A 22,189-nucleotide genomic window follows, 5' to 3' on the forward strand; every position below is an offset into this window, starting at 1 on the left:
GAGGGCTTCGCTCTTGCAAATCCAAACTAAACCACTCGAAGCAAATATGTGCGCACGCTAGCCCCTTGTGGGAGAAGGTGGCCTCGCCCACGGGTCTTGCCTCCAGCAAGCCCGAGGACAGGCTCCGCGAGGTCGGATGAGGGGTGTTCCAGCTTGGCGCCAACCGCACTCCGTCCAGCACCCCTCAACCGTCTTGGCGCTACGCGCCAATCCACCTTCTCCCACAAGGGGAGAAGGGAGAGCGATGCGCCTTCGCTCAGGCCTGAAACAGCGCCAGCTCGTCGGCGGTGAGGTGGCGGGCCTTGCCCTTGGCGAGCTCACCGAGCTGCAACGGGCCGATCGCCACCCGCACCAGGCGAAGCACCTCGACATCGTGCGCGGCGAGCAGCCGGCGAATGTGGCGGTTGCGGCCCTCGTCGAGGGTGATTTCCAGCCAGGCGGTGCTGGTGCCGCTGCGCAGGGTTTCGATCGACCGCGCCGTCAAATCTTCGCCATCGACCGTGGCGCCGGCGCGCAACAGCGCCAGCATGGCCTCGTCGGCCAGGGCGCCGATCTGCACGTGATAGACCTTGGCGACATGCGAGGCGGGGTCGAGCAGGCGCTGGGCGAAGCGCGTGTCGTTGGTCATCAAAAGCAGGCCTTCGCTGGCCTTGTCGAGGCGGCCGACCGGCGACACGAAGGGCAGGTCGAATTCTGCCAGGCAGTCATAGACGGTGCCGCGATCCTGCGGGTCGTCGCGGGTGGTGACCAGGCCGCGCGGCTTGTTGATCATCAGATAGACCTTGCGCTCGGCGACGACGCGGCTGCCATCGACCTCGATGCGGTCGCGGCCGGGATCGACGCGCAGCGAGCCGTTGCGCACAACCTTGCCGGCGACACGGACGCGCCCTTCGGCGACCAAAATCTCTGCCTGCTTGCGCGAGCACAGGCCGAGTTTCGACAGCGCACGGCAAAGGCTCACTCGTGGCGGATTGGCTCCGGCGCTAGGCGAGGGGCGTTGCCGGCCGGTATTCGGTCGTGGCGCTATGGTTTTGCGAGAGTGCTCCGGCAAGGTCAGGACTTTCCCGCTAGCCCATCTCCAGCCCTGGCGAGCGTTTCCATGCCTTCGCTGAGGTGCCTTTTCAGGACGCGGACGGCTGCCTCGGCGTCACGGTGGCGGCAGGTCGTCAACAGGTCGCGGTGCTCCGACTGCGAGCGGCTGCGATAGTTGAGGTTGGACAGGAGAATGCGAACGTAGCGGTCGGCCGCATTGTGGTGGGCTTCGATCAGGCCGAGCAGCCTTGTGTTGCCGCAGGCGCTGTAAAGGGCCAGATGAAAGGCCCGGTTCAGCGTTCCCCAGCGGCCGACATTCGGCTCGGCATCGATCTGGTTGAGCACATAGCCGGCCTCGTCTAGTTTTTCTTTGCCGAGGTTGGGGATCGAGAGCCGCAGCGCTTCGCCTTCGAGCAATGCGCGGACCGCAAAGATCTCCCTGATCTCGGCAGCGTCCATCCTGGCGACATGCGCGCCCTTGGTCGGATGGATCGACACGATGCCTTCGGCTTCGAGCTGGCGAAGCGCGTCGCGGACCGGCATGCGGCTGAAGCCGAACCGCTCGGCCAGGTCGTCCTGACGCAGCGGCGTGCCGGCCGCCAGGCTGCCCTCGGCAATCGATTCGCGCAGCACATTCGCCACTTGCTCCGCCACCGTCAACGGCTTCTGCATCAAGCCTTCGCCAAGTCCGCGCAATCGATTCTCCCGTCAGGTGAGCCTTGCTAACAGAAAGCCGCCCGTGTGGATATCTGTATCCTCGTATACGAGTATCCAGAAATGAGGGACGCAGAGCGCCTCGATTACGGTGCTGACGATGTCCCGCAGGCCATTGCATGCGCGTTTCAAGCCGGCGATGATGCCAAGCCAGCCGGTTTGAGCCCAACATGAAAGTCCTTGTCGTCTATTGCCATCCCTGCACCGACAGCTTCAACGGGGCTGTGCGCGACACGGTGCTGGAGACGCTTGCCGAACGCGGCCATGAGGTTCATCTCCTCGACCTCTACGCGACCGGTTTCGACCCGGTCATGCGCGCCGACGAATGGCTCGGCTATCACGACAAGGCGGCGAACCTCGCGCCGGTGCATGACCGGGCGCAGGAACTGCTTTGGGCGGAGGCCGTCATCTTCATCTACCCGACCTGGTGGTATGGCCTACCGGCCATGCTCAAGGGCTGGCTGGAGCGGGTGCTGGTGCCGGGCTTCGCCTTCGAGATGCCGACGGCGCAGCGCGGCGCACGCCCCAAATTGCGGCACATACGCCGGGTGCTGGTGATGACCACATGCGGCGCGACGCCGCTGATGTCGTGGATCATGGGCCAGCCCGGCCGGCGCACCCTGCTGCGCGGCTTCCGCTCCGTTTGCCATCCGCTGTGCTCGACAAAATTCCTGGCGCTCTACCGGATGGACACTGTCTCAGCGGTGGAGCGCCAGGGGCATTTGCAGCGTGTCAGGAAAGCGGTCGCCAGCCTCGGACGCGCCGCTTTCCTGGCCTCCGACGTGGTACCTGGCTGATCGCCGGGGCGCCACGATGGTCAGTTTGTCCTGGGCTCGTCCTCGACAACGAAAGACGCGGCAATCAGGTCGTCGGCATCGAGCCGTAGGGAGCCTTCACCTCCTCCCATGACGGCGGCGACCTTCTGAAAGGTTTTAATTTCGTGTTCGGTAATACGGGCGCTTCGCATCCTGGCTTTGAGATTAGCGACGCGCAGCCCCAATGTGTGGGACGTTTCAATTTCGCGGTTCGACATCACAATATGCTCCTCCCCGACCCATGCTTTTGCCTCCCCGCCGGTATTCGCCCGTCGCCGACGTTTGCCTAAATATCAGGCATGGCGAATACAGCGCCCCGAACGCGTAGTGCGAGGGAAGGTTCCCGCGCGACACGGTCACGAAATAATACGGCGCAACCGGCGGCCGGCAAAGCTATCCGTAGGAGGGTGGCAGGTCGCTGGGCGCGCCGAGGGTTTTCTTCGGGCTGTGGGACACTCAGCGGCAATGTAAAGTAAGTCAAAAAGATTGACTGTATCCCCGGGGGGAGGATACAAAAGAAGCATGTCCGTAAGCATCCATCGTTCGCATCCTGCTATCGTGAAGCGTCTGAAGCGCGCGCAAGGCCACCTTGCGGCGGTACTGTCGATGTTCGAGGCGCATCGTCCTTGCGTTGATCTGGCGCAGCAACTCCACGCCGTGGAGAGCGCCATCAGCAGCGCAAAGCGCGAACTGATCCACGATCATATCGAGCATTGCCTGACGGACACCGCGGAAGCCGGCGGCAACTCGCTGGCGGAACTCAAGCAACTGGCGAAATACCTGTGAGCCGTCAAATACCTGTGAGCCGTCTCGGCGCGCACATTCTTGACTGGTTTGGGTTCGGGTCGCGCGATCACGCCGCGCATGGTCATGGCCATCACCATCATGCGAGCGGGTCGCACGGTCACACCCACGGGGTCATAGATGCGACCATTGCGACGACCGACCGAGGCATCTGGGCGATCAAATGGTCGTTTGTCATCCTGGCAATCACCGCGGCGCTGCAGATGGTCGTGGTCGCGCTGTCGGGCAGCGTGGCGCTGCTGGCCGACACGATCCACAACATCGGTGACGCCACCACCGCCATTCCGTTGTGGATCGCCTTCATGCTGGCCCGGCGCAAGCCGTCGCCGACCTTCACCTACGGCCTTGGCCGGGTCGAGGACCTGGCCGGGATCATCATCGTCGGGATCATCCTGCTCAGCGCCATCGTCGCTGGCTATCAAGCCATCGACCGTTTGATCAATCCACGCGTGGTGACGCATCTTGGTTGGCTGGCGGCGGCAGGCCTTGTCGGCTTTCTCGGCAATGAGGCCGTCGCGGTGTTCCGCATCCGCGTCGGCCGGGAAATCAACAGCGCCGCACTGATTGCCGACGGCTACCACGCCCGCACCGACGGCCTGACCAGCCTTGCCGTGGTCATCGGGGCGCTCGGGGTCTGGCTCGGTTTTCCGTTGGCCGACCCGATTGTCGGCCTGCTCATCACGCTTGCGATCTTCGGCATCGTCTGGCAGTCGGCCGGCTCGGTGCTGACCCGCATGCTCGACGGTATTGAGCCGGGTACTATCGGCGAAATCCACCATGCCGCCGCGCATGTGCCGGCAGCGCGCATTGTCGACGCCAAGGCGCGGTGGATCGGTCACAAGCTGCACGCCGACATTGCCATCGCCGTAGAAGAAAGCCTGCCGGTCTGCGAAGCGAAGAAGATTACGGCAGCGCTGGAGCACGAGCTGTTCGAGCACATGCCGGCGCTTGCGGCGGCGAATATAAGATTGGCGAGCGCGGATGCCGATTATCCCCATGAACATGGCCACGGCGAACACGACGGGCACTAGCGGTCGCTCGGAGCGGCTCGTTTCTGTTAGCCTCAGCTGATGTTCCAAATTCTTGTCGAGTTCCAACGAACGATCTATCTGGCGGTCGGCGAGCAGATCAAACTGCTCTCAGTGGGAGGCGACTGGCTGGCGTTCATGGGCTTCCTGCCGATGGGCATCGTCTTCGGCGCTGCGCATGCGCTGACGCCCAGCCACAGCAAAGCTGTGCTAGCGACATATCTTGCGGGTTCGGATGCAAAGGTTCCGCGCGGCCTTTTCGTATCGATTACGCTGTCCTTCACTCATGTGATGATTGCCGTTCTGATTGCGGTTCTCTCGCTGCCGCTGGTTTCCATCACTTTGGGCAGCGTCGGCCGCGCTCCGCTTTTGGAGGATATCAGTCGTGGGCTGCTCGGCCTGATCGGTGTCTGGATGCTCTGGCGCGCTTTGAGCCGCGGCCATCACCACAAGCATGAGGGCGAGGCCGTCGGCGTCATGGCAGGTCTGATCCCGTGCCCGCTGACGCTGTTCGTGATGACCTTCGCGATGTCCAGAGGCGTTCCCGGCGCCGGCATGCTCTTCGCCGTCACCATGATGGTCGGCGTGGCGCTGACGCTGTCCTGCGTCGCGGTGTTGTCGATCCTGTTTCGGGAACGTCTGGTGGATTTCTTCGCCGGCAAGCCACTCGAAACCATTTCCCGAACCATCGAAGGCGTTGCCGGGCTGGCGCTTGCGGGCGTTGCCGTCTGGCAGATCATGTTCGCTTCCTGATCATGGTCAAGGGCGAGATCGAGTTGCACACCGATCGGCATGCGCCGGGCCGGCGACGCCGAGATGCCATCCTGCCAGATAGAATCAAGACATGGCTCTATCTGCTTGTTTAGTGAAACTTTATTCTGGATCATGTCACGTCGCCGCGACACTATGTCAGGCGCGCAGCCGCTCCGGCGGAGGATTGTCGCAACAGGCGCGCTGGCCGCTTCACTCTGCGCTCTTCGCCCCGGCATTGGTGACCGAAGGGTCCAAACCGCAACCGCGTCTATCGGCGGAGTACCGAATCGGCCGGCTGAGCCGTCGTTATCGGATCGGCATGACGATGCACAATCTTCCAGAGACCATCTTCTGGGCGAAAGACGCTCGTCACGCGTAACGCCAAAGGGGTGACATCGCTCCGACCGCCAACCTTGGACCTGAGCCGCTCTACTTCGACGAGGTATGCCAGTTCGGACGTCACACACTTCGCTACGTTCTCGAAGCCGGTAGCGTCGCCGTCCCTGTAATTCGATGCCGCTTTCTCCATCGTCTCAACGACCTGCTTCCATCCATGCGCGAAAGGGCCAAAGGGATTTCCCAGTGTTACATCGTCTCGTTGGGAAAAGAGCTTCTTCGCAGGCGCGGGGTTCCCTTTCATGAACTCATCCAGAGCCAGGTGGTATTTTTCAACTGCTTGATCGAAGTCATTGGCGTCGAGGGACATGTCATCCTCCCTGTCGTTTTATTTCTGATCCGGACTGGCGACTCCCGCAGGTCAACATTCTGTGTGCGCAGCAGAGAGGCATTTCCCCAACTGCTGCGCAGTGCAGGTTGGCGTGGTCAGTATAGCACGGCGCGAGACAAGTTTTCGCGACAGCGTTTTGAGACGGCTCGGTAATGACCGCTCCGCCGCCCCTTCCAGCCGTTCAAATTGCGCGTCAAAATTCAGGACGCCCGCCTGGCGGCTGGCCCCCGCTCATTGCCGACGGCTTGCGCGTTCTTGCTTGCTGATGTGCCCAGAGGCGATTGACCGCAAAGTCCGATCAAGTTGCAGAAGCTTCCAAGCGCCCGCCCGTGGCATATTAGCAACTGCTCACCAAGAACGCAGGGCGGCGGGAAGCATCTCATACGCTCTTTGCAACCTCCGGCCCCCGATCGAAATGACGGTTAGGTCGCCGCGTGCTATCCTGCGCTCGGAGGCGAACAAGGGCGCATCGTTCCACATGATGCGTGCGGGGCGCGCGCCAAAACGGGAGCAGAACCCATGAAAGGCGAAGATAGGATCATTGAACGTCTTAACGAAGCGCTGTTTCTGGAACTCGGTGCCGTCAATCAATTTTGGCTGCATTATCGCCTGTTGGAGGACTGGGGCTATTTCAAACTGGCGAAGAAGGAGCGCGAGGAATCTATCGAGGAAATGCACCATGCGGACCGGATTATCGAACGGACCATCTTCCTCGAAGGGCACCCGAACCTGCAGGCGGTGGCGCCGCTTCGCATCGGGCAGAATGTGAAGGAAGTGCTCGAATCGGACCTCGCCGGCGAATACGACGCGCGCACCTCTTACAAGAAGTCACGCGAGGTCTGCCAGGAACTGGGTGACTACGTGACCATGCACCTGTTCGAGGATCTGCTCAAAGACGAGGAGGGCCACATCAACTTTCTCGAGACCCAGCTCGATCTGCTCGCCTCGATCGGCGATGAGAGATACGGCCTCCTCAATGCCGCTTCCGGGGACGAGGCAGAGTAGTATTGGGAAAGCCATGCGGCGGAAATACTGCGCGACAGGTTTGAGGATTCCGCAGCCATGGCGCACATCAGCTGAACGGCACCAAAGGCTCGACGTGACGCCTCCAAGCTCTGTGCCGTTCGCCGGTATCCTGCGGACAACGCAAGCACTTGCCACGTTCGATTATGGGTCATGAATGGCCCGATAGCGGCCATCAGGACTTGCCGCGCAGCCGTTCAAACGGGCGCGTCAAAATTCAGATGCCCACTCCCCGGCTGCACCTGCTCAGTGGCTGCCTTTCACCATGCGGTTGCCCTCGCTGTCGCGAAATTCAGCCACCGTGCGGCCCGGCTGCCAGGGCGCCTGGCGCGAGTCGCAGCAAGTGGCGATACAGATCGCCTTCTGGGCCCGCTCTTCACGGTGCTCGGTTTCAACTTGACGGCTGCTACACGCTCGCCGCCGGCACGGCGGGCAACTGCCCGAAGCGCATCCACCGGCCGGAATCGACCCTGCAGAGCTCCAGTTCGCCATTGGCGAGATCTGCTGCGTGAAAGATGTTGAGACCGCCGCGTCTTAGTCCATTATCTCTGGCTCGTGCACCGCTTGACCGGAGCGCCAAGCGTGGCCGGAAACCGGATTGGGAAGATGCCTCAGGCGCCACTTATCGCAACCCTTGTCGCCGGCCTCGGACTCGCCTTCATCCTCGGCACGTTGGCGAACCGCCTTCGCCTGTCGCCACTGGTCGGCTACCTCGTTGCTGGTGTCTTGATTGGCCCGTTCACGCCCGGCTTCGTTGCCGACCAAGCGCTGGCGCGCCAACTCGCCGAGCTCGGCGTGATTCTGCTGATGTTTGGCATAGGGCTGCATTTTTCGCTGAATGATCTGCTCTCGGTACGAAAAATCGCGATTCCTGGCGCTGTCGGTCAAATGGCTCTGGTGACCATGCTCGGGCTTATCGTGACGCAGGCGATCGGCTGGCCGATCGGAGCCGGAGTGGTGTTTGGGTTGGCCCTGTCGGTTGCAAGTACAGTCGTGGTCCTACGAGCGCTGCAGGAAATGCGGCAGCTCGAAACCGATGGCGGACGTATCGCAGTCGGCTGGCTGGTCGTAGAGGACCTCGCCATGATCCTGGCGCTGGTACTGTTGCCGGCCTTCGCCGGCGTGCTCGGTGGCAATGTCAACGGGGCAAACCTTAACGGCAATGACCTGTTCACGTTGTTTGAGCCGCAGACCATCTGGAGTGCGCTCGGGCTTACCTTGGCCAAATTGGCGGCTTTCTTCGCGATCATGGTTGTCGTCGGCCGGCGTGTCATTCCGCCGATACTCCACTACGTCGCTCACACCGGCTCGCGAGAGCTTTTCCGTTTGGCCGTGCTGGCGATTGCCCTTGGTGTCGCTTTCGGGGCAGCCGAGCTCTTCGGCGTCTCGTTCGCCCTTGGGGCTTTTTTCGCTGGAATGATCCTTGCCGAATCCCAGTTGAGCCAAAGGGCCGCTCAGGAAACGCTGCCGCTGCGCGACGCATTTGCCGTGCTTTTCTTCGTCTCCGTAGGCATGCTGTTCAACCCCATGATCCTGGTTGAGCAGCCGCTGCTCGTCGGCGTGACATTGCTGATCATCGTCATTGGCAATGCCACGGCCGCATCAGCCATCGCATTCATGTTCGGCTATCCGTCCTACGTGTCCCTGACACTCGGCCTAAGCCTGGCACAAATCGGCGAGTTCTCCTTCATCCTTGCGGGATTGGGCGTCGACCTCGAGCTTCTTCCCGAGGCGGGACGTGACCTGGTGCTTGCGGGAGCAATCCTTTCGATCCTCATCAACCCGCTGCTATTTGCGGCGTTGGATCGGCTGACGCCGTGGCTCAAAGCACGAGAGCGAACCATTGCCACGCAAGAAGGTAGAGCCGAACCGCCCGAACTCGCGGCTACCAGCCTGACAGACCACGCTGTGCTTGTCGGCCATGGACGGGTCGGAAGTCTGGTCGCGGAGACGTTGCAAACGGCAAGGCTACCTTACCTGGTGATCGAGGAACGACAAGTGATAGTAGATCAGCTGCGCGCTCGCGGCGTTGATGTCATTGCGGGAAACGCTGCCCAGCCGGGACTGCTTGAGGCCGCCAACGTTGCCTCGGCCCGGTGGTTGATCAGCGCCATTCCCAATCCGTTCGAGAGCGGCAACCTCATCGAACACGCCCATGCCATCAATCCAAAGCTCGAGATCATCGCCCGCGCCCATTCCGATGCTGAAGTGGATTACCTGAAGAAATTCGGCGCGGACCTGATCATCATGGGCGAGCGGGAGATCGCGCGCGGCATTTCCGATCACATTCTGAGCCGGATCGATGCCCCAGCCGCCCCCGCCGCCGACCAGGGCCAAAACGCGCGCCAGGTCGACTCAAGCCCGATGGCTGGGTGAGCGCTCCTCGTCAACGAGCGCCGCAACTTTACGCCCGTCAATGGTAGCTTTGTCCGCTTCCGGCAGCCAAAGGGAAGTTCCAGCGCTGGCGGCTAGCGACGCTAGACAAACGAGCAACCGTCACCATTGTGATCGGTGCTCCAGAGGTGGCGATGGAAAGTCATTACATGACCTCGCGATCCACTCCAGGCGTTCTCGACCGTGAGTCCATTCGTCTTTTGACGATGTGCGCCACCAGATGGTGCGCCTCCTCTGCAACGGCCGGTATGGTGCCTGATTTCCGCGTTAGCGCAAAATCGAGGCCGGCGAAGTAGAGCCCGGGAATGGTGCCGACACCATCCTCGTGCATGGGTTGGCCAGCCTCATCCAGGGCACCGGGAACCTTCACCCATGAGAAGTCGCCCGAGAAGCCGGTGCACCAGATTATCGAGGAGATGCCACTTGCGGCCAGGTCGATCGATCGGATCGGCGGATCAGCCAGAATCGGCGCAACCGTTTCGGCAGGATCATCGTCGGCCGGCGGCGCATCGAGGCCGGCGCGCTCGATATATTCGCAAAAAGGGGCGACATCCCTCGCAATCACCTCCCGCGAAGCGCCGCTCGCGTCCAGGCCGTTGCTGAGCCGCCAGAACGCTATAGTTAAGACAACAATGGCCTCGCCGCTCGCCACGGCTTTGATCCGCATCAACGCCAACCGCAGGGGAGGCTCGATTGCTCTGACAGCACGCTTGATCGCGTCAACGCCCAATTGCCTGAAGCGTTAACATTTGGCGTGGGAAACGGGCACGAAGATGGTTCCTACGACCGATGACAGGAGATCGCGCGAGGGCGACCTGATCGCCGTTGTGCGCGAGTTCGTGCACGAGCTTCAGCCGCAACGTGCAAATGCGATCGACATCTCGCCGTCAAGCCGGATCGAAAGGGACCTCGGCATCGACAGCCTTGGTCGGACGGAGCTGATTTTGCGGATTGAGCGCGCGTTCCGGGTGCGGCTGCCTACTCAAATAGTTGGCGAGGCGGACACAATCGGCGATCTGATCAATGCTCTCGAACACGCCGGCGCCCGACCAGGCTCGGCCCGCACGGTGCAGCCGACCATTGCCCTTCCTCCCGTTCCGGCTGCCACGGAGGCCGGGACGCTCGTCGAGGTCCTCGACTGGCACGTGGCGCAGCATCCTGATCGCCTGCACCTGACGGTCCTGCAGGACGACACAACGGCATTGGGGGCAATGACCTACGCAGAACTGGCGGAATCAGCTCGTGCCGTCGCGGCCGGATTGATCCGCCGCAATGTCGAGCCGGGCGATCGTGTCGCTTTGATGCTGCCCACGAGTCTTGATTTCTTCTCCGCATTCTTCGGCATTCTCTACGCCGGAGCCGTGCCGGTGCCGATCTATCCGCCGATGCGGCTGTCGCAGATCGAGGACCATCTGCGTCGCCAGGCCGGCATCTTGAGCAATGCCGGCGCCCGCATACTCGTCACAATGCAGGAAGGAATGGGTCCTGCAGCGCTGCTGCGCGGACAGGTCGAATCCCTGAACAGCGTCGAGAACGTCGCAAGTCTAAGCACCGAACCCACAGCCACACAGCTGCCGCCGGTCACGGACGACCGCTCGACCGCGCTGATACAATACACGTCAGGCAGCACCGGAGATCCGAAAGGCGTCGTGCTGAGCCACGCCAACCTGCTTGCCAATGTTCGGGCCATGGGCGCGGTGATGGAGGCGAGCTCGGCTGACGTCTTTGTCAGCTGGCTGCCGCTCTATCACGACATGGGCCTGATCGGCGCTTGGTTGGGATGCCTTCATTTTGGCGCGCCGCTCTATGCGATGTCGCCATTGAGCTTTCTCGTGCGCCCGGAGAGCTGGCTCTGGGCCATGCACCGTTTTCGCGCCACCTTGTCCGCTTCCCCGAACTTCGGATTTGAGTTCTGTCTGAACAAGACAGACGACGCCGTTCTCGAAGGACTTGATCTAAGCTCGCTCCGCATGGTCGCAAACGGGGCGGAGCCGGTCAGTGTTCAGACGCTGCGTCGGTTCATTGAAAGATTTGAGCATCATGGCTTCAAGCCGGGAGCCATGGCGCCGGTCTACGGCCTGGCTGAGAATACGGTGGGGCTGGCCTTTCCCCCGCCGGGCCGCTCGCCGATCATCGATCGCGTGGATCGTACTGCGCTGACCGGCCGTGGCGCGGCCGTGCCTGCCGGCCCCGACAATCCGAAGCCGCTTGAAATCGTCGCCTGCGGACATCCTCTGCCAGGTCATGAAGTCCGCATCGTCGATGGCGCCGGCTACGAGCTTGGTGAACGCCAAGAAGGCCGGCTCGAATTCCGCGGCCCGTCGGCGACCTCCGGCTATTTCGAGAACGACGCCAAGACACGCGAGCTGTTCCGCGATGGCTGGCTCGACAGCGGAGACAGGGCATACGTGGCGAGCGGTGATGTCTACATCACCGGCCGGGTAAAGGACATCATCATCCGCGCTGGGCGTCACATCTATCCGCAAGAGATCGAAGAGGCCGTCGCGGGCATCCCCGGCGTGCGCAAGGGAGGCGTCGTCGTGTTCGGCGCCACCGATCAATCCACGGGAACGGAGCGTGTAGTCGTCGTGGCGGAAACGCGCGAGACCGACGAACCCGCCCGCGCGGAGTTGCAAAAGCGCGCTCATGAGGTCGCAACGGATATCGCCGGGACACCTCCCGACGATATGGTCCTCGCGCCGCCGCGAGCCGTGCCGAAGACATCCAGCGGGAAGATTCGCCGCAGCGCGGCCAAGGAGCTTTACGAGAGCGGGACAATTGGAGCGCCGCAACGCTCTCTCTGGTGGCAAGTCTTGCGGCTGTCGTTTGCGGGAGCAGGCCTGCAGCTGAAGCGGCTGCGCCGGCTTCTCGCCGACGTTCTCTACGCCGGATGGTGGTGGATCGTCGTAGCCTGCAGCTTCTTCTTGGCATGGCTGGCGGTGATGCTTCTGCCGCGACTCGGCTGGCGCTGGGCCGCGGCGAGGACGATCGCCCGTGCCGCGCTCGCCCTTGCCGGCGTGACCATCACGGCGAGCGGCATCGAGCACATTCCCCGCCGCAACGCGATACTCGCATTCAACCATTCGAGCTATATGGACGCCTTGGTGTTGGCTGCGGTTCTGCCGGGGGAACCAGCTTTCGTGGCCAAGAAGGAGCTGGCGGGACAGGTCTTTGCCGGGCCCTTCCTGCGCCGGTTAGGCACACTGTTTGTCGAGCGCTACGATGTTACCGGCAGCCTTTCCGACGCCGAATCCCTGACCAAGATCGCCCGGCAAGAACGCATTCTCGTGTTCTTTCCCGAAGGCACGTTCACGCGCAGACCAGGACTCTCTGCCTTCTATCTCGGGGCTTTCAAGGTCGCGGTGGATGCCAACCTGCCGGCACTGCCCGGCATCATCCGTGGAACGCGATCCATGCTGCGCGGTGACCAATGGTTTCCTCGATGGACGCCGGTCACAATCGAGATCGGCGCTCCCATTGTGCCGTCCGGAACTGATTTTGCATCGGTATTGCGTCTCCGCGACGCAGTACGCGAAGCGATCTTGGCGCGCTGTGGCGAGCCGGACCTCGGCGAGATGGTAAAGCCGACACGGCCCGAGGCCGGGGCCTGACGGCATCACGTCGCAAAGCTATCCTCAACAGGCGCTGGCTAGACACTACGCGTGATGTGGCCGGCGATCATGAGAAGCAGCAGGACGCCAAACCGGAACTCATCGCGGCGCGCGCACCATTGTCGCGCTCCGATCGAGAGGACTACGAGCGGTTAAGCTGTGGGTGCCGGTCGATTTCGCGGCCGTCGAGGTCTGGGAAAGATCGCGGCTGCTTCCAGCCGCCAGCGACAAAATTGCAAACGGTAAAGTTCGACCCCCTCTCTGCCCTTCCTCTGAGCAGCCCATACGGCAATCCGTGACCCAAACCAGCCTCTGCCACGCCGATTTGGCCGCTCGTAAGCGGACCTTCGCCGGAACCGGCATCTCTGACCCTGAGCCGCCCTCCATCAACCCGTTTCTCTACCCGATAGCCGACGTTCGCAGGAACCGGTGCTGTTGACGGAAAGCGGACATTGCAGGGGCCACTCGAGCGCGGTCCTGACGAAGGGCATTCGCTTTGGCGGCTTTGCTTGTGGAGTGGCGCGACCTGCTAGTCCCACGCGCCTCGTCGGCGCTAGTCACTGGCGGAGCGAGCGCAATCGGCAAGGTCTAGGCTCCCGCGGCTCGGCACTCCATCAATAGTACGACCGGATGTCACGCGACTGTGAACTGGGAGTATTGGTTTACGCCTCGCGCTGTGCATCATACCCTCTTCGCGAAATCGGTGCGAAGAGCAGACCCGCTGATAATTCAGCCTGCTGGCCGGAATCACCGGGTCATGATGGAGGCCAACTGATGAATTTCGACAAGATTTCGGCCTGGGCTCCGGAGTGGTTAAGCGTCGTGAGGATCATGTCGGCGCTGCTGTTCCTGGAGCACGGAACTCAAAAGTTCTTCAATTTTCCGCCCGCTCCCGAGCCGATGCAACTGTCGGGGCCTTTTGTGATTCAGGGATTGATCGAGGTGATCGGAGGCGTGCTGCTTGCCCTCGGACTCTTCACCCGGCCCGTCGCGTTCATTCTGTCCGGCAACATGGCGGTCGCCTATTTCATGGCGCACGCGCCGCAAAACTTCTTTCCGGTTGTCAATCAGGGCGACGCGGCGATCCTCTACTGCTTCATTTTCCTGTACTTCTTTTTCGCGGGAGGCGGCGCGTGGAGCGTCGATGCGGCGCGTCGCGGAACCGGCCTCGCGACGCCCTGAATAGGATCGCGAGGGAACCTCCTGGGCGGCTTCCAGCGGAGCACGTCCTGCAAGGGTGTCGAAGAGCATATGCTGTTGCCCTAGGTGGAAATGATAAGAAGTTTCGGCTCCGCTGATCGTCGCTTTCGGGGCGCCAGACGGTCTCAAGAATGGCCGCGTTGGGCGGATCAGACCTTCGTCGTGGTCTGCGCAAATGTCCGGAAGTGTGAAGGGTTGCGGATGCCGGCCATCCACGTGGTGCTTGGCGCCGGGGCCGGCGTCCGGAAGCCTCCAGGGAAAGAACCCGCGGGATGGAGGGCGCGGTTTCGGCGCTATGGGGATTTGACGGTTCCGCTTGGTCGGCTGTGGCCGCATTGATGCGTCTGGCGGATGGGAAGGGGTACGTCGGAGGACTGGGGATGGCGGTGCGCATTGCGATGCGGCCCTTGAAGAGCGGGCGGTTTCGGCGCTGCAGATGGTGCGGGACATGCGATCAGCTGGAGACGCACGATCGCGTCGGGCCGCCGACGCAGACCATCATTGCTCATGCAGCCTTGGACAGTCAGGCCGAGAATGGGATGGCTACAGAGTCAAGCGCCATTGCGATGCTTTGCCAGTTTCTTGAGGGTTGTTTGTTCGCGGAACCATTCTCGCAGAGGTCTGGCGGGCATCCCGCCCCAGCGTTCGCCTGCCGGCACGTCTCTCATGAACCGCGATGCTGCGGCAAGTTGAGCGCCCCGGCCGATGTGCAGATGGCCGGCAATGGCACTATGGCCGCCCACCGCAACGCAGTCCTCCAGCACGGTCGAGCCCGCGATCCCGACCTGAGCAGTGATCACGCAATGGCGTCCAATCCGCACATTGTGCGCAATCTGAACGAGGTTATCGATCTTCGTCCCGTCTCCAATGACGGTGTTGCCCCCGCTGCCGCGATCGACAGTGCTGTTGGCCCCGATCTCGACGTCGTTTCCGATTGTGACGCGACCGAGTTGCGGCACCTTCACATGTCCTGAAGCGCTCATCGCGAAGCCGAAACCATCCTGGCCTACGCGGGCTCCCGCATGAACGATCGACCGATCGCCGATGTTGGAATGGGCGATGGTGAGGCTGGGGCCGATGGAGCAATCCCAGCCGATGACCACGTCTGGACCCAGCACCACATGGGCACCGATTGTGGTGCCGGCTCCGATAAACACCCGCTCTCCAATAACAACACCAGGATCGAGCACGACGCCGGCTCCGATCTGCGCCGATGGATGCACAAAACATCCCTCGGTGACATTGGCGCTGCCCAAAAGCGGTGCGGCTCGCAACGCCTCGGGGTGTAGCCGGGCAAGCACCTTGGCAAAAACCAGACGGGGATCCCGTACGGTGATGGGAACGGTGCCGGGCGGCACCATATGGGCGAAGCGCTCTGTGACAAAGCAAGCGCCGGCCCTGGTGGTGCGCAAGGCGTTCGCATAACGGGCATGATCAATGTAGGCGATGTGCCATGACTGTGCCGTCTCGAGGCTCGCCCCACTCTGCAGAAGCATGCTTGGATCGGCAGATGCCGGCAGTGGCACTCCGGCCGCTTCCGCGAGTTCGGCTAAAGCTAATCCGCTCGGCTGACAAATCGGTGACACGGTCAGGCTCGGTTCATGGCAGGACTGAGTTGGTTGAATTTGCATTCATCAGTGTGTCGGTCGGCCTGTCGGGGGGCAGGGGGGAGCAGGCCGACCGACTTACCGCGGGTCCGCAAGCGGACGACGCAGTCCATAAAGCCGGATTTCCGGCTATGGGGGTTGGTCGATACAATTCTACTGGCTCTGCGGCCGAACTGGCTTGTCGGTCCACGACGGCGGCAAACCGAGCTGTGACCCTGCGAAGTCCTTCAGTCCGGGCGCCCGGCCGAACCTTTCGCAAGCCTGGTATTTGGGTTTGCCGCCGAGCCCGGATTTCAGCTTCTGATAAGACGGAAGCTTCGGGAAGCCAAACTTGAACGGTGTTTTGCCCGTGACAAGCATCTTGGAGAAGTCATTTCCGAAACTCTCCGCCAGAGAGTAGGCGTCGCCAATCTGCGACATCCGCGCGCCTGTGGTCACGAAATTTGCGCCCTTCGACCACACCATCGCGCCCGCCTGTTTTCCGTCCCTGGTGGTCGCCTCGGCCTCTACGGCAAGCCCGCCCAGTCCCAACGGAATTCTCGGGACGGGAACGGAAGAGGACGCGAACGAGGCCCCGATCGACGCCACGGTCGACAGGCCGGCGGCTGTGGCGTTGGTGGGCACAATGCGAGTCACTGTCGCGTGAACGATTAGATCGGCGTTTTCTCTGTTGTCTGTGACCGCGAAACGATCGCTGACGCCAATGCAAAGTGCGCGGCTGACCACGGTCGCAACTAAGGCCTGATCGGCGGGCTTTATGGAGGATTGGGCGGCGGTGGGCGAAACCAGGGTAGGCTCAATGTACACCGTTTTGCTTACGTTGAGATCCTCGGGGACGGCCTTGTACTCCGCCTTCCTAATGCGCCCATCAACCTTGGTAAGGCCGTCATAGGAGGTCAGCGAGTTGGCCGGCTGGAGCGGCACCGAGGTGCAGCCGGCAAGTGCCGATACAAGCAGGGATGGCAGAAGCGCGAAACCGATCGATCGATACTGCAGTCGACCGGCAGTCTGATTTGTACGGGAATGGGGCACTTCGTTCTCCTGTTGGGGACTTGGTATGGAAGGAGGCAGGCGGTGGGCTATTGCCTCTGTTGCGCTGTCTGGGGGACCGCAACCTTGTCGGTGAACACAGGCCTGTCTTGCCAAAGGCTGCCGCCAGCCATCTTTGCGTATCCGAGGTTGTAAACGGCGCGCATGTAGTCGGTGTTGAAAGGATCGGTCATGCTGTAGGGGAACTGCTTGTCGATTGAGGCCACGCGGAATCGGATGCCGTTCTTTTGGGCGTAAACGTAGGTGGCCAGCAGCGCACTGCGGGCCTGTGCCTTGACGAGGGTGGAATTCGCCCTGGCCATGACAGCAAACGTGTTGTTCGTCGTGGTGGTAAATTCCGGCATGAGCGCATTGTTGATGATGATGTACATGTTGAACTTAAGGTTCTTGGGCCGTACGCCCTTGTCCGAATTGGCTATCCACCCCTCCGGGATCGTCAGGATCTGGGTAGCCGAACCGCCGTCGGAGTGCATTTCTTCAAACGCCTCCCCTCCAGCTTCGGCCTTGATGAGGACGGCTGGATAGACGCCGGGGATACTTGCCGATGCGATGAGGATGTCCTGGAAGAGTTTCAGCGCACCGGGCCGTCCGCTGTCGGCGATGGCGCCCATGTTCCAGATCACCGCTCTTTGGGAATCGAGGTTGGAGGTCAAAACAAGCAGTCGTCGCCCCTTGCGGTGCTCAGCAGCGATTTTTGCGAGTATGTCGCGCGTCAGATAGCGCTCGACCATTTTTCGAAGCGGCTCCTGTTTCAGGAGACTTGCTCCGAACAGGCCCCTCGGTAGGAAATCTGCATCGACCAACTCCTTGGCAACGCCGCTTGTATAGAGATCCACGAGAGGCTGGTCGTAGGCCGAACCGAGGAAGGCGTAAGGCGCGATTAGCGCACCCGTGCTGACGCCGCTGACCATGTCGAATTCCGGTCGCTGTCCTTTATCCGACCAGGCTTTGAGCGCCCCGACGCTGAACGCGCCTGCGCCACCGCCGCTCGATAAGACAAGGTAGTTGATTTCCTTGTGCCTCGGGATGGGCAGCCAGGCGTGCGCCTCGGGCAGCTTCCGGGCCGAATCCGCATAAATACGGATGTCGCTGAACCCCTGGATGCTGGCTACCGTCGCAGCCTTCGACCCGTAAACAATGCGGTCCGGCGCCAAACAGCCAGCAAGAAAAGCCAGCATGACCATGGCCACCAGTCGATGCATGTCTACCGCCTTGTCCCGGGCCATCGCTGGGAGGAACCATCAAGGTCTCCACCAGCGGTACGGCATACTCCGCGACCGTTCTTCGCAATCGCGTCTGGCGGCATTAATCCCGATTTGGCATTGCCGTGGGTTTTGTGTTGTTAAGAGTTGTTGCGCCGCTCAACCCGGCACCTCGTCGCCGGTAAAACCCTCTTGCGCTGAAGAAGCCGCGCCGGTCCGGCATGCTAGGCGCTCACGCAGCCGCGCTAGGGAGTCGAAAGCCGCGGCCGCCAATAGTTTGACTTTTGGCACGCCATCCCGCGCCGTATTCAACGCCGGGGCCTAAAAACAGCGTCTTACATTCCAACTGGGTCCGGGTTCCTACGCTCGTTCCGGTAACCGTGACGCGGTGCCAGCCACTTCCGTCTGAGCAGGCGGGCTCGGCGACCATCTCCGCAACTACGATGTAACTGGCGACACTAGAGTCACGCGGCGCCCAAGGACGACGGACTGGCCGCTACGCCCGACCCGAAGCATTTACACAATGCCCCCTTGCCCAGGCCCACCGGCACCGCATCCCGCCATTCGGCGGCGCGAACGACCTTGCCCTTGAAGCTAGACGGCAAAAGGGGGAACTCTATTACGCTCTTCCGATCGCGTCCGGCCGCCTAGCGATCCGGTAAACCTGCGCAGGTGGCGCGTTTGCGAAAACCCATTCAGTAAACGTCGCCTCAAGCCCGATCCGGTCGAGAACGGAGTCAGGTACCGGGCACCGCCAGCCATAGGTGAATTGATAGACCGCTCCTTCCGGACGAAGAATGTGGAAAGCGCCGTACAGAATGGCGAAGACACGCCAAGCCGGCATGGTGAGAAGCGGGAGGCTGCTGATCACCGTGCCTATTTTCTCGCCATTAAAGGGATCGCATCGGCGCAACTCTGTCGCATCAATGTCAAGCAAGGCGGCAGTCGGAAACTGGCGACGTAGCATGTGGGCAAAGGAAGTGGCGCTTTCTATGAGCGCTATGCGCTCCTGAGGCACGCCGCGGAGGATAAGCTGCCGGGTGAAGACACCGGTTCCAGGGCCAAGCTCAACAACCGGAGACTGCGAAGAACTGATTTCGCGAGTCATTGCCACCGCCAGAGCTCGCCCGGAAGGCACGAGCAAGGCGGCCCGAAAAGGATGCGACATCCAGGTGCGGAATAGAGTAGTCGGGTCCGACATTGCGTAGCTCCGCATTACCGACAGAGAACATTCATTTAAGCCCTACCGGGAGACGCCAGCTGCGGGTTTTGAAGGGAAGTTAAGAGTTTGTTGCTGACCGGAAAGCGTCGACGGGATTGCCCTGCCTGTTGGCCAATGGCTTGTTTTGCCACCAGTTGGCCGACGTTCATGCCAGGGTTGGCGAATGTGCGCCTTGCTGGGACTCCTAGAACCTGTAACCGACGAAGAGCATCCCGGACGGCTGCACGTCCTTCTGAACGATCGGGCTGTCCTTCGCATCGCCGGCGAGGAAACCGACCCCTACCTGGCCCCGAATAAGCCAGTTCTCCGTCGCCATGTAGGTTACTGAGGCTTCGATATCGTAGCGCTTTAGCCCCGCGCCAGCCTGATATTGGCGCAACCCCGACCGTGCGGATTGGACGGCCGTCACCCCAAAATAGGTCTGCATATAGTTTTCATCCGCGAAGGTCGCGGACGCGCCGGCGGAGAAAATAAAGGCGTTATAATGATGGGAGACATTTGCGCCCACCACACCGAGCAGGCCTTCGCTGCCGCCAATCGTCTTGTCGACGGACGCATAGAGTTCCACCGGCCCCGTTTCATATGAGACCTTGGTTCCGACCACAGCGCCAGCATCGATGTCACCGAGGCCTTTCAGGTGCTTGGAATCCTCTTCCTTGCGCCCTCCGCCCATCTCGAAACCGCCTTTCACCGACACTTTGAAACCGTCTGCTTCCAACACGTCAACATCCAGCCCGCCCGGGGAGATGGTGAGGCGGCCAATTGTTGCGGAAACCATCGGAAAGGGAACGAGTTCGTACTCGTCCGACCCCTCATATTTCGGTTGATACATTGCTCCGGCCGCAACCATGACATTCCAGTCGGAAAGCTTCTGGCGTATGCGACCGAACCGTCTCTCGTCGACGGCGTCCGCCGAGGGAGTCGCTGCGGCCGATTCGTTATCGTAAGGCTCGGCCGCGCCTGCCTGGAGCGGGAGAAAAGCAATCGCCGAGAGGCTCGTAGCGACGGCGACATGCCGCGAGCGGGTTGAGAAATGCTTCGTTAGCGACATGCGAACCGGCTCCTGGGGATGGTGGAAGATACTCAACGCGTGCGAGGGGAAGCCCGACGAATCGGCCCTCCAGCGGCTGCACTGTCTAGGACTACGAGGTTGCTTTGGATTTTGTGATGTTAAGAAATGTTGCGCCGCGATCGATGTGGTTGGCCTGGAGGCGCAACAAGCACTCGGCTTTCGCTTGGATTGTGCTTTTTAGACGAGTCGGCTGAGCAACTGCGCCACGCCCGCAATCAGCCCCAATAGCAGCAGCAACAGCAAGGTATTCACCGACCACTTGATGACGAGGTACAGTGGACGGTTCGTCGACTTCAGTGCCTTGCTGCCTGCCAGGAGAGGCGCGAGCCCCGCAAAGACCCTGTTGGCCAAGCCACGATGGTCCTCCGGCGTGTTTGGTACCACCGTGGCACGTGTTAAGCCTTGGTAGAAGAAATTGAACACCGCACCCAGTGGGTTCAAGGGCCTTTTCACATCACACATGAGGATGAGGCGGTCGCAGTCGGTATCGTTGCGCACGAAGTGCAGGTAGGTCTCATCGAACATGATAACTTCGCCATCGCGCCAACTCAGGTTGCGGCCATCCACATTGATGAAGCAGGCGTCGGAGTTGGGGGTGACGAGACCGAGATGGTAGCGCAGTGACACGGCGATCGGATCGGCATGCCGGGTCAACTGGGCTCCTTTGGGTAGATAGGCAAACATCGCTCCATGCACGCTCGGCACGCTCTGCAGCATCTGGACGGTCTTGGGGCACAGGCGTTTTGCGGAATGATGCTCATACCCGTACCACTTGATGTAAAAGCGGCTCCAGCCGTACTTGAAGAACGTCCGGAAGCCGACGTCATAAGTCCCTGCGGTGCCGGGCCGTTTGGTGGCGTCGAAGTAGTTTTGGCGCAGCAGCTCGAGGCCTTCATAGCGAATGGTGTGCCAGTTCTGACGCAGCACCTCTAGTTCCGGAAAATCGGCTGGGTCGAGAACAGCCTTTGATCCGCGCGGCAGCGTTGTCATGTACAACGCACAATTCAACGGCGAAAAAATTGGCCATCCCTTGCGGATGTACTCAGACAGGCTTTCGTAGCGGGCTTCACCCCGGAAACGGTAGACGTACACGATGCTCGCGGTCACAAGCGTGACCATGACAACAAGAATTAGCATGAGATTTGCCCTGAATGCGCCAGTTGCCGCGATGTTGATGGATGGGTCCCGTTGCACCGACCCAAGTCGACACTTCAGAATGGTTTCATCCGAAGGCGCGCGCTCCCACAGTTCGGATGGCGGCATTAGTCCAGATTCGTCATTGCCTTGGATTTTGTGTTGTTAAGAGTTGTTGTCGGCCCATAGACGGTTGATCATCACCAACGGTTGCCGGACGACCGACGGGCTGGCGTGGAGTGACCAGGCCGGGGCGAAACCTTGCCGCGAAATGGTCCGCGATGGCTGGAGATGTGCTTGTCTTGGCCGATTCGACCGACGAGTTTCGCCTGACATGTCGCGCTTCGGCGCGCGCCGCAAAAACACTGGCTCCGCTCAGTGAGTGTGCTGCCGGAAAAGGAGTTTGCCCAGGATCCCCAAGCTTCAACTCTCGCGGTCGACTAATATTAAGCTAGAACAAACGCCTGGCAGCTATCACGACTTCCTCGACAAGGTCTCGTCTCAGCAAGTCGATGGGAACACTGCCCTCGAGATAGGGTGAAGGGCGAACGAGCCACGACCACGCAAGCCTTGGCTGCTTTGCCAGCGCGAACACCTTCTGTGCGGACATCCTGAAAGACCCTTTCGTCAGACAGATGATGCGCGCGGACCGCGTCTCTTTGAGAGAGATGAAGAAACTGCTTCAGGACGTGGCGCGGTCGCACCGACTTCATGGGAAGGATGAGCCCTTGCGGCCCCAGGAGGCGCTCCCCTCACCGCGCTAAGGCGTTGAACGCCGCTCCCAAACGTCACGCGCCCTAC

At 61.3% G+C, this 22,189-nt stretch carries 19 protein-coding genes; 8 read left to right on the forward strand and 11 right to left on the reverse strand.

Annotated elements, in window-relative coordinates; genetic code table 11:
- Window positions 1-256: 256 nt before the first annotated feature.
- Window positions 257-961 (reverse strand): pseudouridine synthase, encoded by a 705-nt coding sequence (locus CIT26_RS02705; RefSeq protein ID WP_167391255.1) that lies wholly within the window; start codon window positions 959-961, stop codon window positions 257-259.
- Window positions 962-1,053: 92 nt separating this feature from the next.
- Complete coding sequence (locus CIT26_RS02710; RefSeq protein ID WP_245319040.1) at window positions 1,054-1,728, reverse strand: GntR family transcriptional regulator; 675 nt, start codon at window positions 1,726-1,728, stop codon at window positions 1,054-1,056.
- Window positions 1,729-1,916: 188 nt separating this feature from the next.
- Between CIT26_RS02710 and CIT26_RS02715 the strand changes: the two genes are divergently transcribed.
- Complete coding sequence (locus CIT26_RS02715) at window positions 1,917-2,543, forward strand: NAD(P)H-dependent oxidoreductase (RefSeq protein WP_095491133.1); 627 nt, start codon at window positions 1,917-1,919, stop codon at window positions 2,541-2,543.
- A gap of 20 nt (window positions 2,544-2,563) precedes the next feature.
- Here the strand turns inward: CIT26_RS02715 and CIT26_RS02720 are convergent, their stop codons facing one another.
- Window positions 2,564-2,779, reverse strand: coding sequence for a hypothetical protein (locus tag CIT26_RS02720; protein WP_095491134.1), 216 nt, complete (start codon window positions 2,777-2,779; stop codon window positions 2,564-2,566).
- Between the two features lie 304 nt (window positions 2,780-3,083).
- Here CIT26_RS02720 and CIT26_RS02725 point away from each other — a divergent pair, with 304 nt between their 5' ends.
- The 3 genes from CIT26_RS02725 to CIT26_RS02735 are packed head-to-tail and all read left to right on the forward strand — an operon-like array spanning window position 3,084 to window position 5,146.
- Window positions 3,084-3,347 carry a metal-sensing transcriptional repressor gene (locus CIT26_RS02725; protein WP_095491135.1) on the forward strand — a complete coding sequence of 88 codons (264 nt, stop codon included), beginning with the start codon at window positions 3,084-3,086 and terminating at the stop codon, window positions 3,345-3,347.
- Window positions 3,344-4,396 (forward strand): cation diffusion facilitator family transporter, encoded by a 1,053-nt coding sequence (locus CIT26_RS02730; RefSeq protein ID WP_425350319.1) that lies wholly within the window; start codon window positions 3,344-3,346, stop codon window positions 4,394-4,396. Before CIT26_RS02725 ends, CIT26_RS02730 begins: the two co-directional genes overlap by 4 nt.
- Window positions 4,397-4,435: 39 nt before the next feature.
- Window positions 4,436-5,146 carry a HoxN/HupN/NixA family nickel/cobalt transporter gene (locus tag CIT26_RS02735; RefSeq protein WP_095491137.1) on the forward strand — a complete coding sequence of 237 codons (711 nt, stop codon included), beginning with the start codon at window positions 4,436-4,438 and terminating at the stop codon, window positions 5,144-5,146.
- Window positions 5,147-5,414: 268 nt separating this feature from the next.
- On the opposite strand, the gene CIT26_RS02740 is transcribed toward CIT26_RS02735, so the two are convergent.
- A complete protein-coding gene (locus tag CIT26_RS02740) occupies window positions 5,415-5,852 on the reverse strand; it encodes a YybH family protein (RefSeq protein WP_095491138.1) in 438 nt (145 codons plus the stop codon).
- Between the two features lie 540 nt (window positions 5,853-6,392).
- Between CIT26_RS02740 and bfr the strand changes: the two genes are divergently transcribed.
- A complete protein-coding gene (gene bfr / locus CIT26_RS02745; protein WP_095491139.1) occupies window positions 6,393-6,878 on the forward strand; it encodes a bacterioferritin in 486 nt (161 codons plus the stop codon).
- 624 nt (window positions 6,879-7,502) lie between these two features.
- A complete protein-coding gene (locus tag CIT26_RS02755; RefSeq protein WP_095491140.1) occupies window positions 7,503-9,272 on the forward strand; it encodes a cation:proton antiporter domain-containing protein in 1,770 nt (589 codons plus the stop codon).
- Between the two features lie 163 nt (window positions 9,273-9,435).
- Here CIT26_RS02755 and CIT26_RS02760 read toward each other — a convergent pair whose 3' ends face one another.
- A complete protein-coding gene (locus tag CIT26_RS02760; protein WP_206072710.1) occupies window positions 9,436-9,957 on the reverse strand; it encodes an NAD(P)/FAD-dependent oxidoreductase in 522 nt (173 codons plus the stop codon).
- Window positions 9,958-10,063: 106 nt separating this feature from the next.
- On the opposite strand from CIT26_RS02760, the gene CIT26_RS02765 reads away from it, so the two are divergent.
- Window positions 10,064-12,901, forward strand: a complete 2,838-nt coding sequence (locus CIT26_RS02765) for an AMP-binding protein (RefSeq protein WP_095491141.1) — start codon at window positions 10,064-10,066, stop codon at window positions 12,899-12,901.
- Window positions 12,902-13,675: 774 nt separating this feature from the next.
- Entirely contained in the window at window positions 13,676-14,083 is a 408-nt protein-coding gene (locus CIT26_RS02770) for a DoxX family protein (protein ID WP_095491142.1), read from the forward strand.
- A gap of 569 nt (window positions 14,084-14,652) precedes the next feature.
- On the opposite strand, the gene lpxD is transcribed toward CIT26_RS02770, so the two are convergent.
- The 6 genes from lpxD to CIT26_RS02800 form a co-directional block, all read right to left on the reverse strand.
- Window positions 14,653-15,732: a UDP-3-O-(3-hydroxymyristoyl)glucosamine N-acyltransferase gene (lpxD, locus tag CIT26_RS02775; protein WP_095491143.1), complete on the reverse strand. Its 1,080-nt coding sequence runs from the start codon at window positions 15,730-15,732 to the stop codon at window positions 14,653-14,655.
- A 129-nt stretch (window positions 15,733-15,861) separates the two neighbouring features.
- Complete coding sequence (locus CIT26_RS02780) at window positions 15,862-16,740, reverse strand: DUF3313 domain-containing protein (RefSeq protein WP_245319050.1); 879 nt, start codon at window positions 16,738-16,740, stop codon at window positions 15,862-15,864.
- Window positions 16,741-16,787: 47 nt separating this feature from the next.
- The gene (locus CIT26_RS02785; RefSeq protein ID WP_095491169.1) at window positions 16,788-17,960 is read right to left on the reverse strand and encodes a patatin-like phospholipase family protein; all 1,173 of its coding nucleotides are present in this window, start codon (window positions 17,958-17,960) and stop codon (window positions 16,788-16,790) included.
- Window positions 17,961-18,579: 619 nt separating this feature from the next.
- Window positions 18,580-19,068, reverse strand: coding sequence for a class I SAM-dependent methyltransferase (locus tag CIT26_RS02790; RefSeq protein WP_245319052.1), 489 nt, complete (start codon window positions 19,066-19,068; stop codon window positions 18,580-18,582).
- Between the two features lie 298 nt (window positions 19,069-19,366).
- Complete coding sequence (locus tag CIT26_RS02795; RefSeq protein WP_167391256.1) at window positions 19,367-20,233, reverse strand: MipA/OmpV family protein; 867 nt, start codon at window positions 20,231-20,233, stop codon at window positions 19,367-19,369.
- Window positions 20,234-20,431: 198 nt separating this feature from the next.
- Window positions 20,432-21,391: an aspartyl/asparaginyl beta-hydroxylase domain-containing protein gene (locus CIT26_RS02800; protein WP_095491145.1), complete on the reverse strand. Its 960-nt coding sequence runs from the start codon at window positions 21,389-21,391 to the stop codon at window positions 20,432-20,434.
- Window positions 21,392-22,189 lie beyond the last annotated feature (798 nt).

This window comes from Mesorhizobium temperatum (assembly GCF_002284575.1).
Taxonomy (GTDB): domain Bacteria; phylum Pseudomonadota; class Alphaproteobacteria; order Rhizobiales; family Rhizobiaceae; genus Mesorhizobium; species Mesorhizobium temperatum.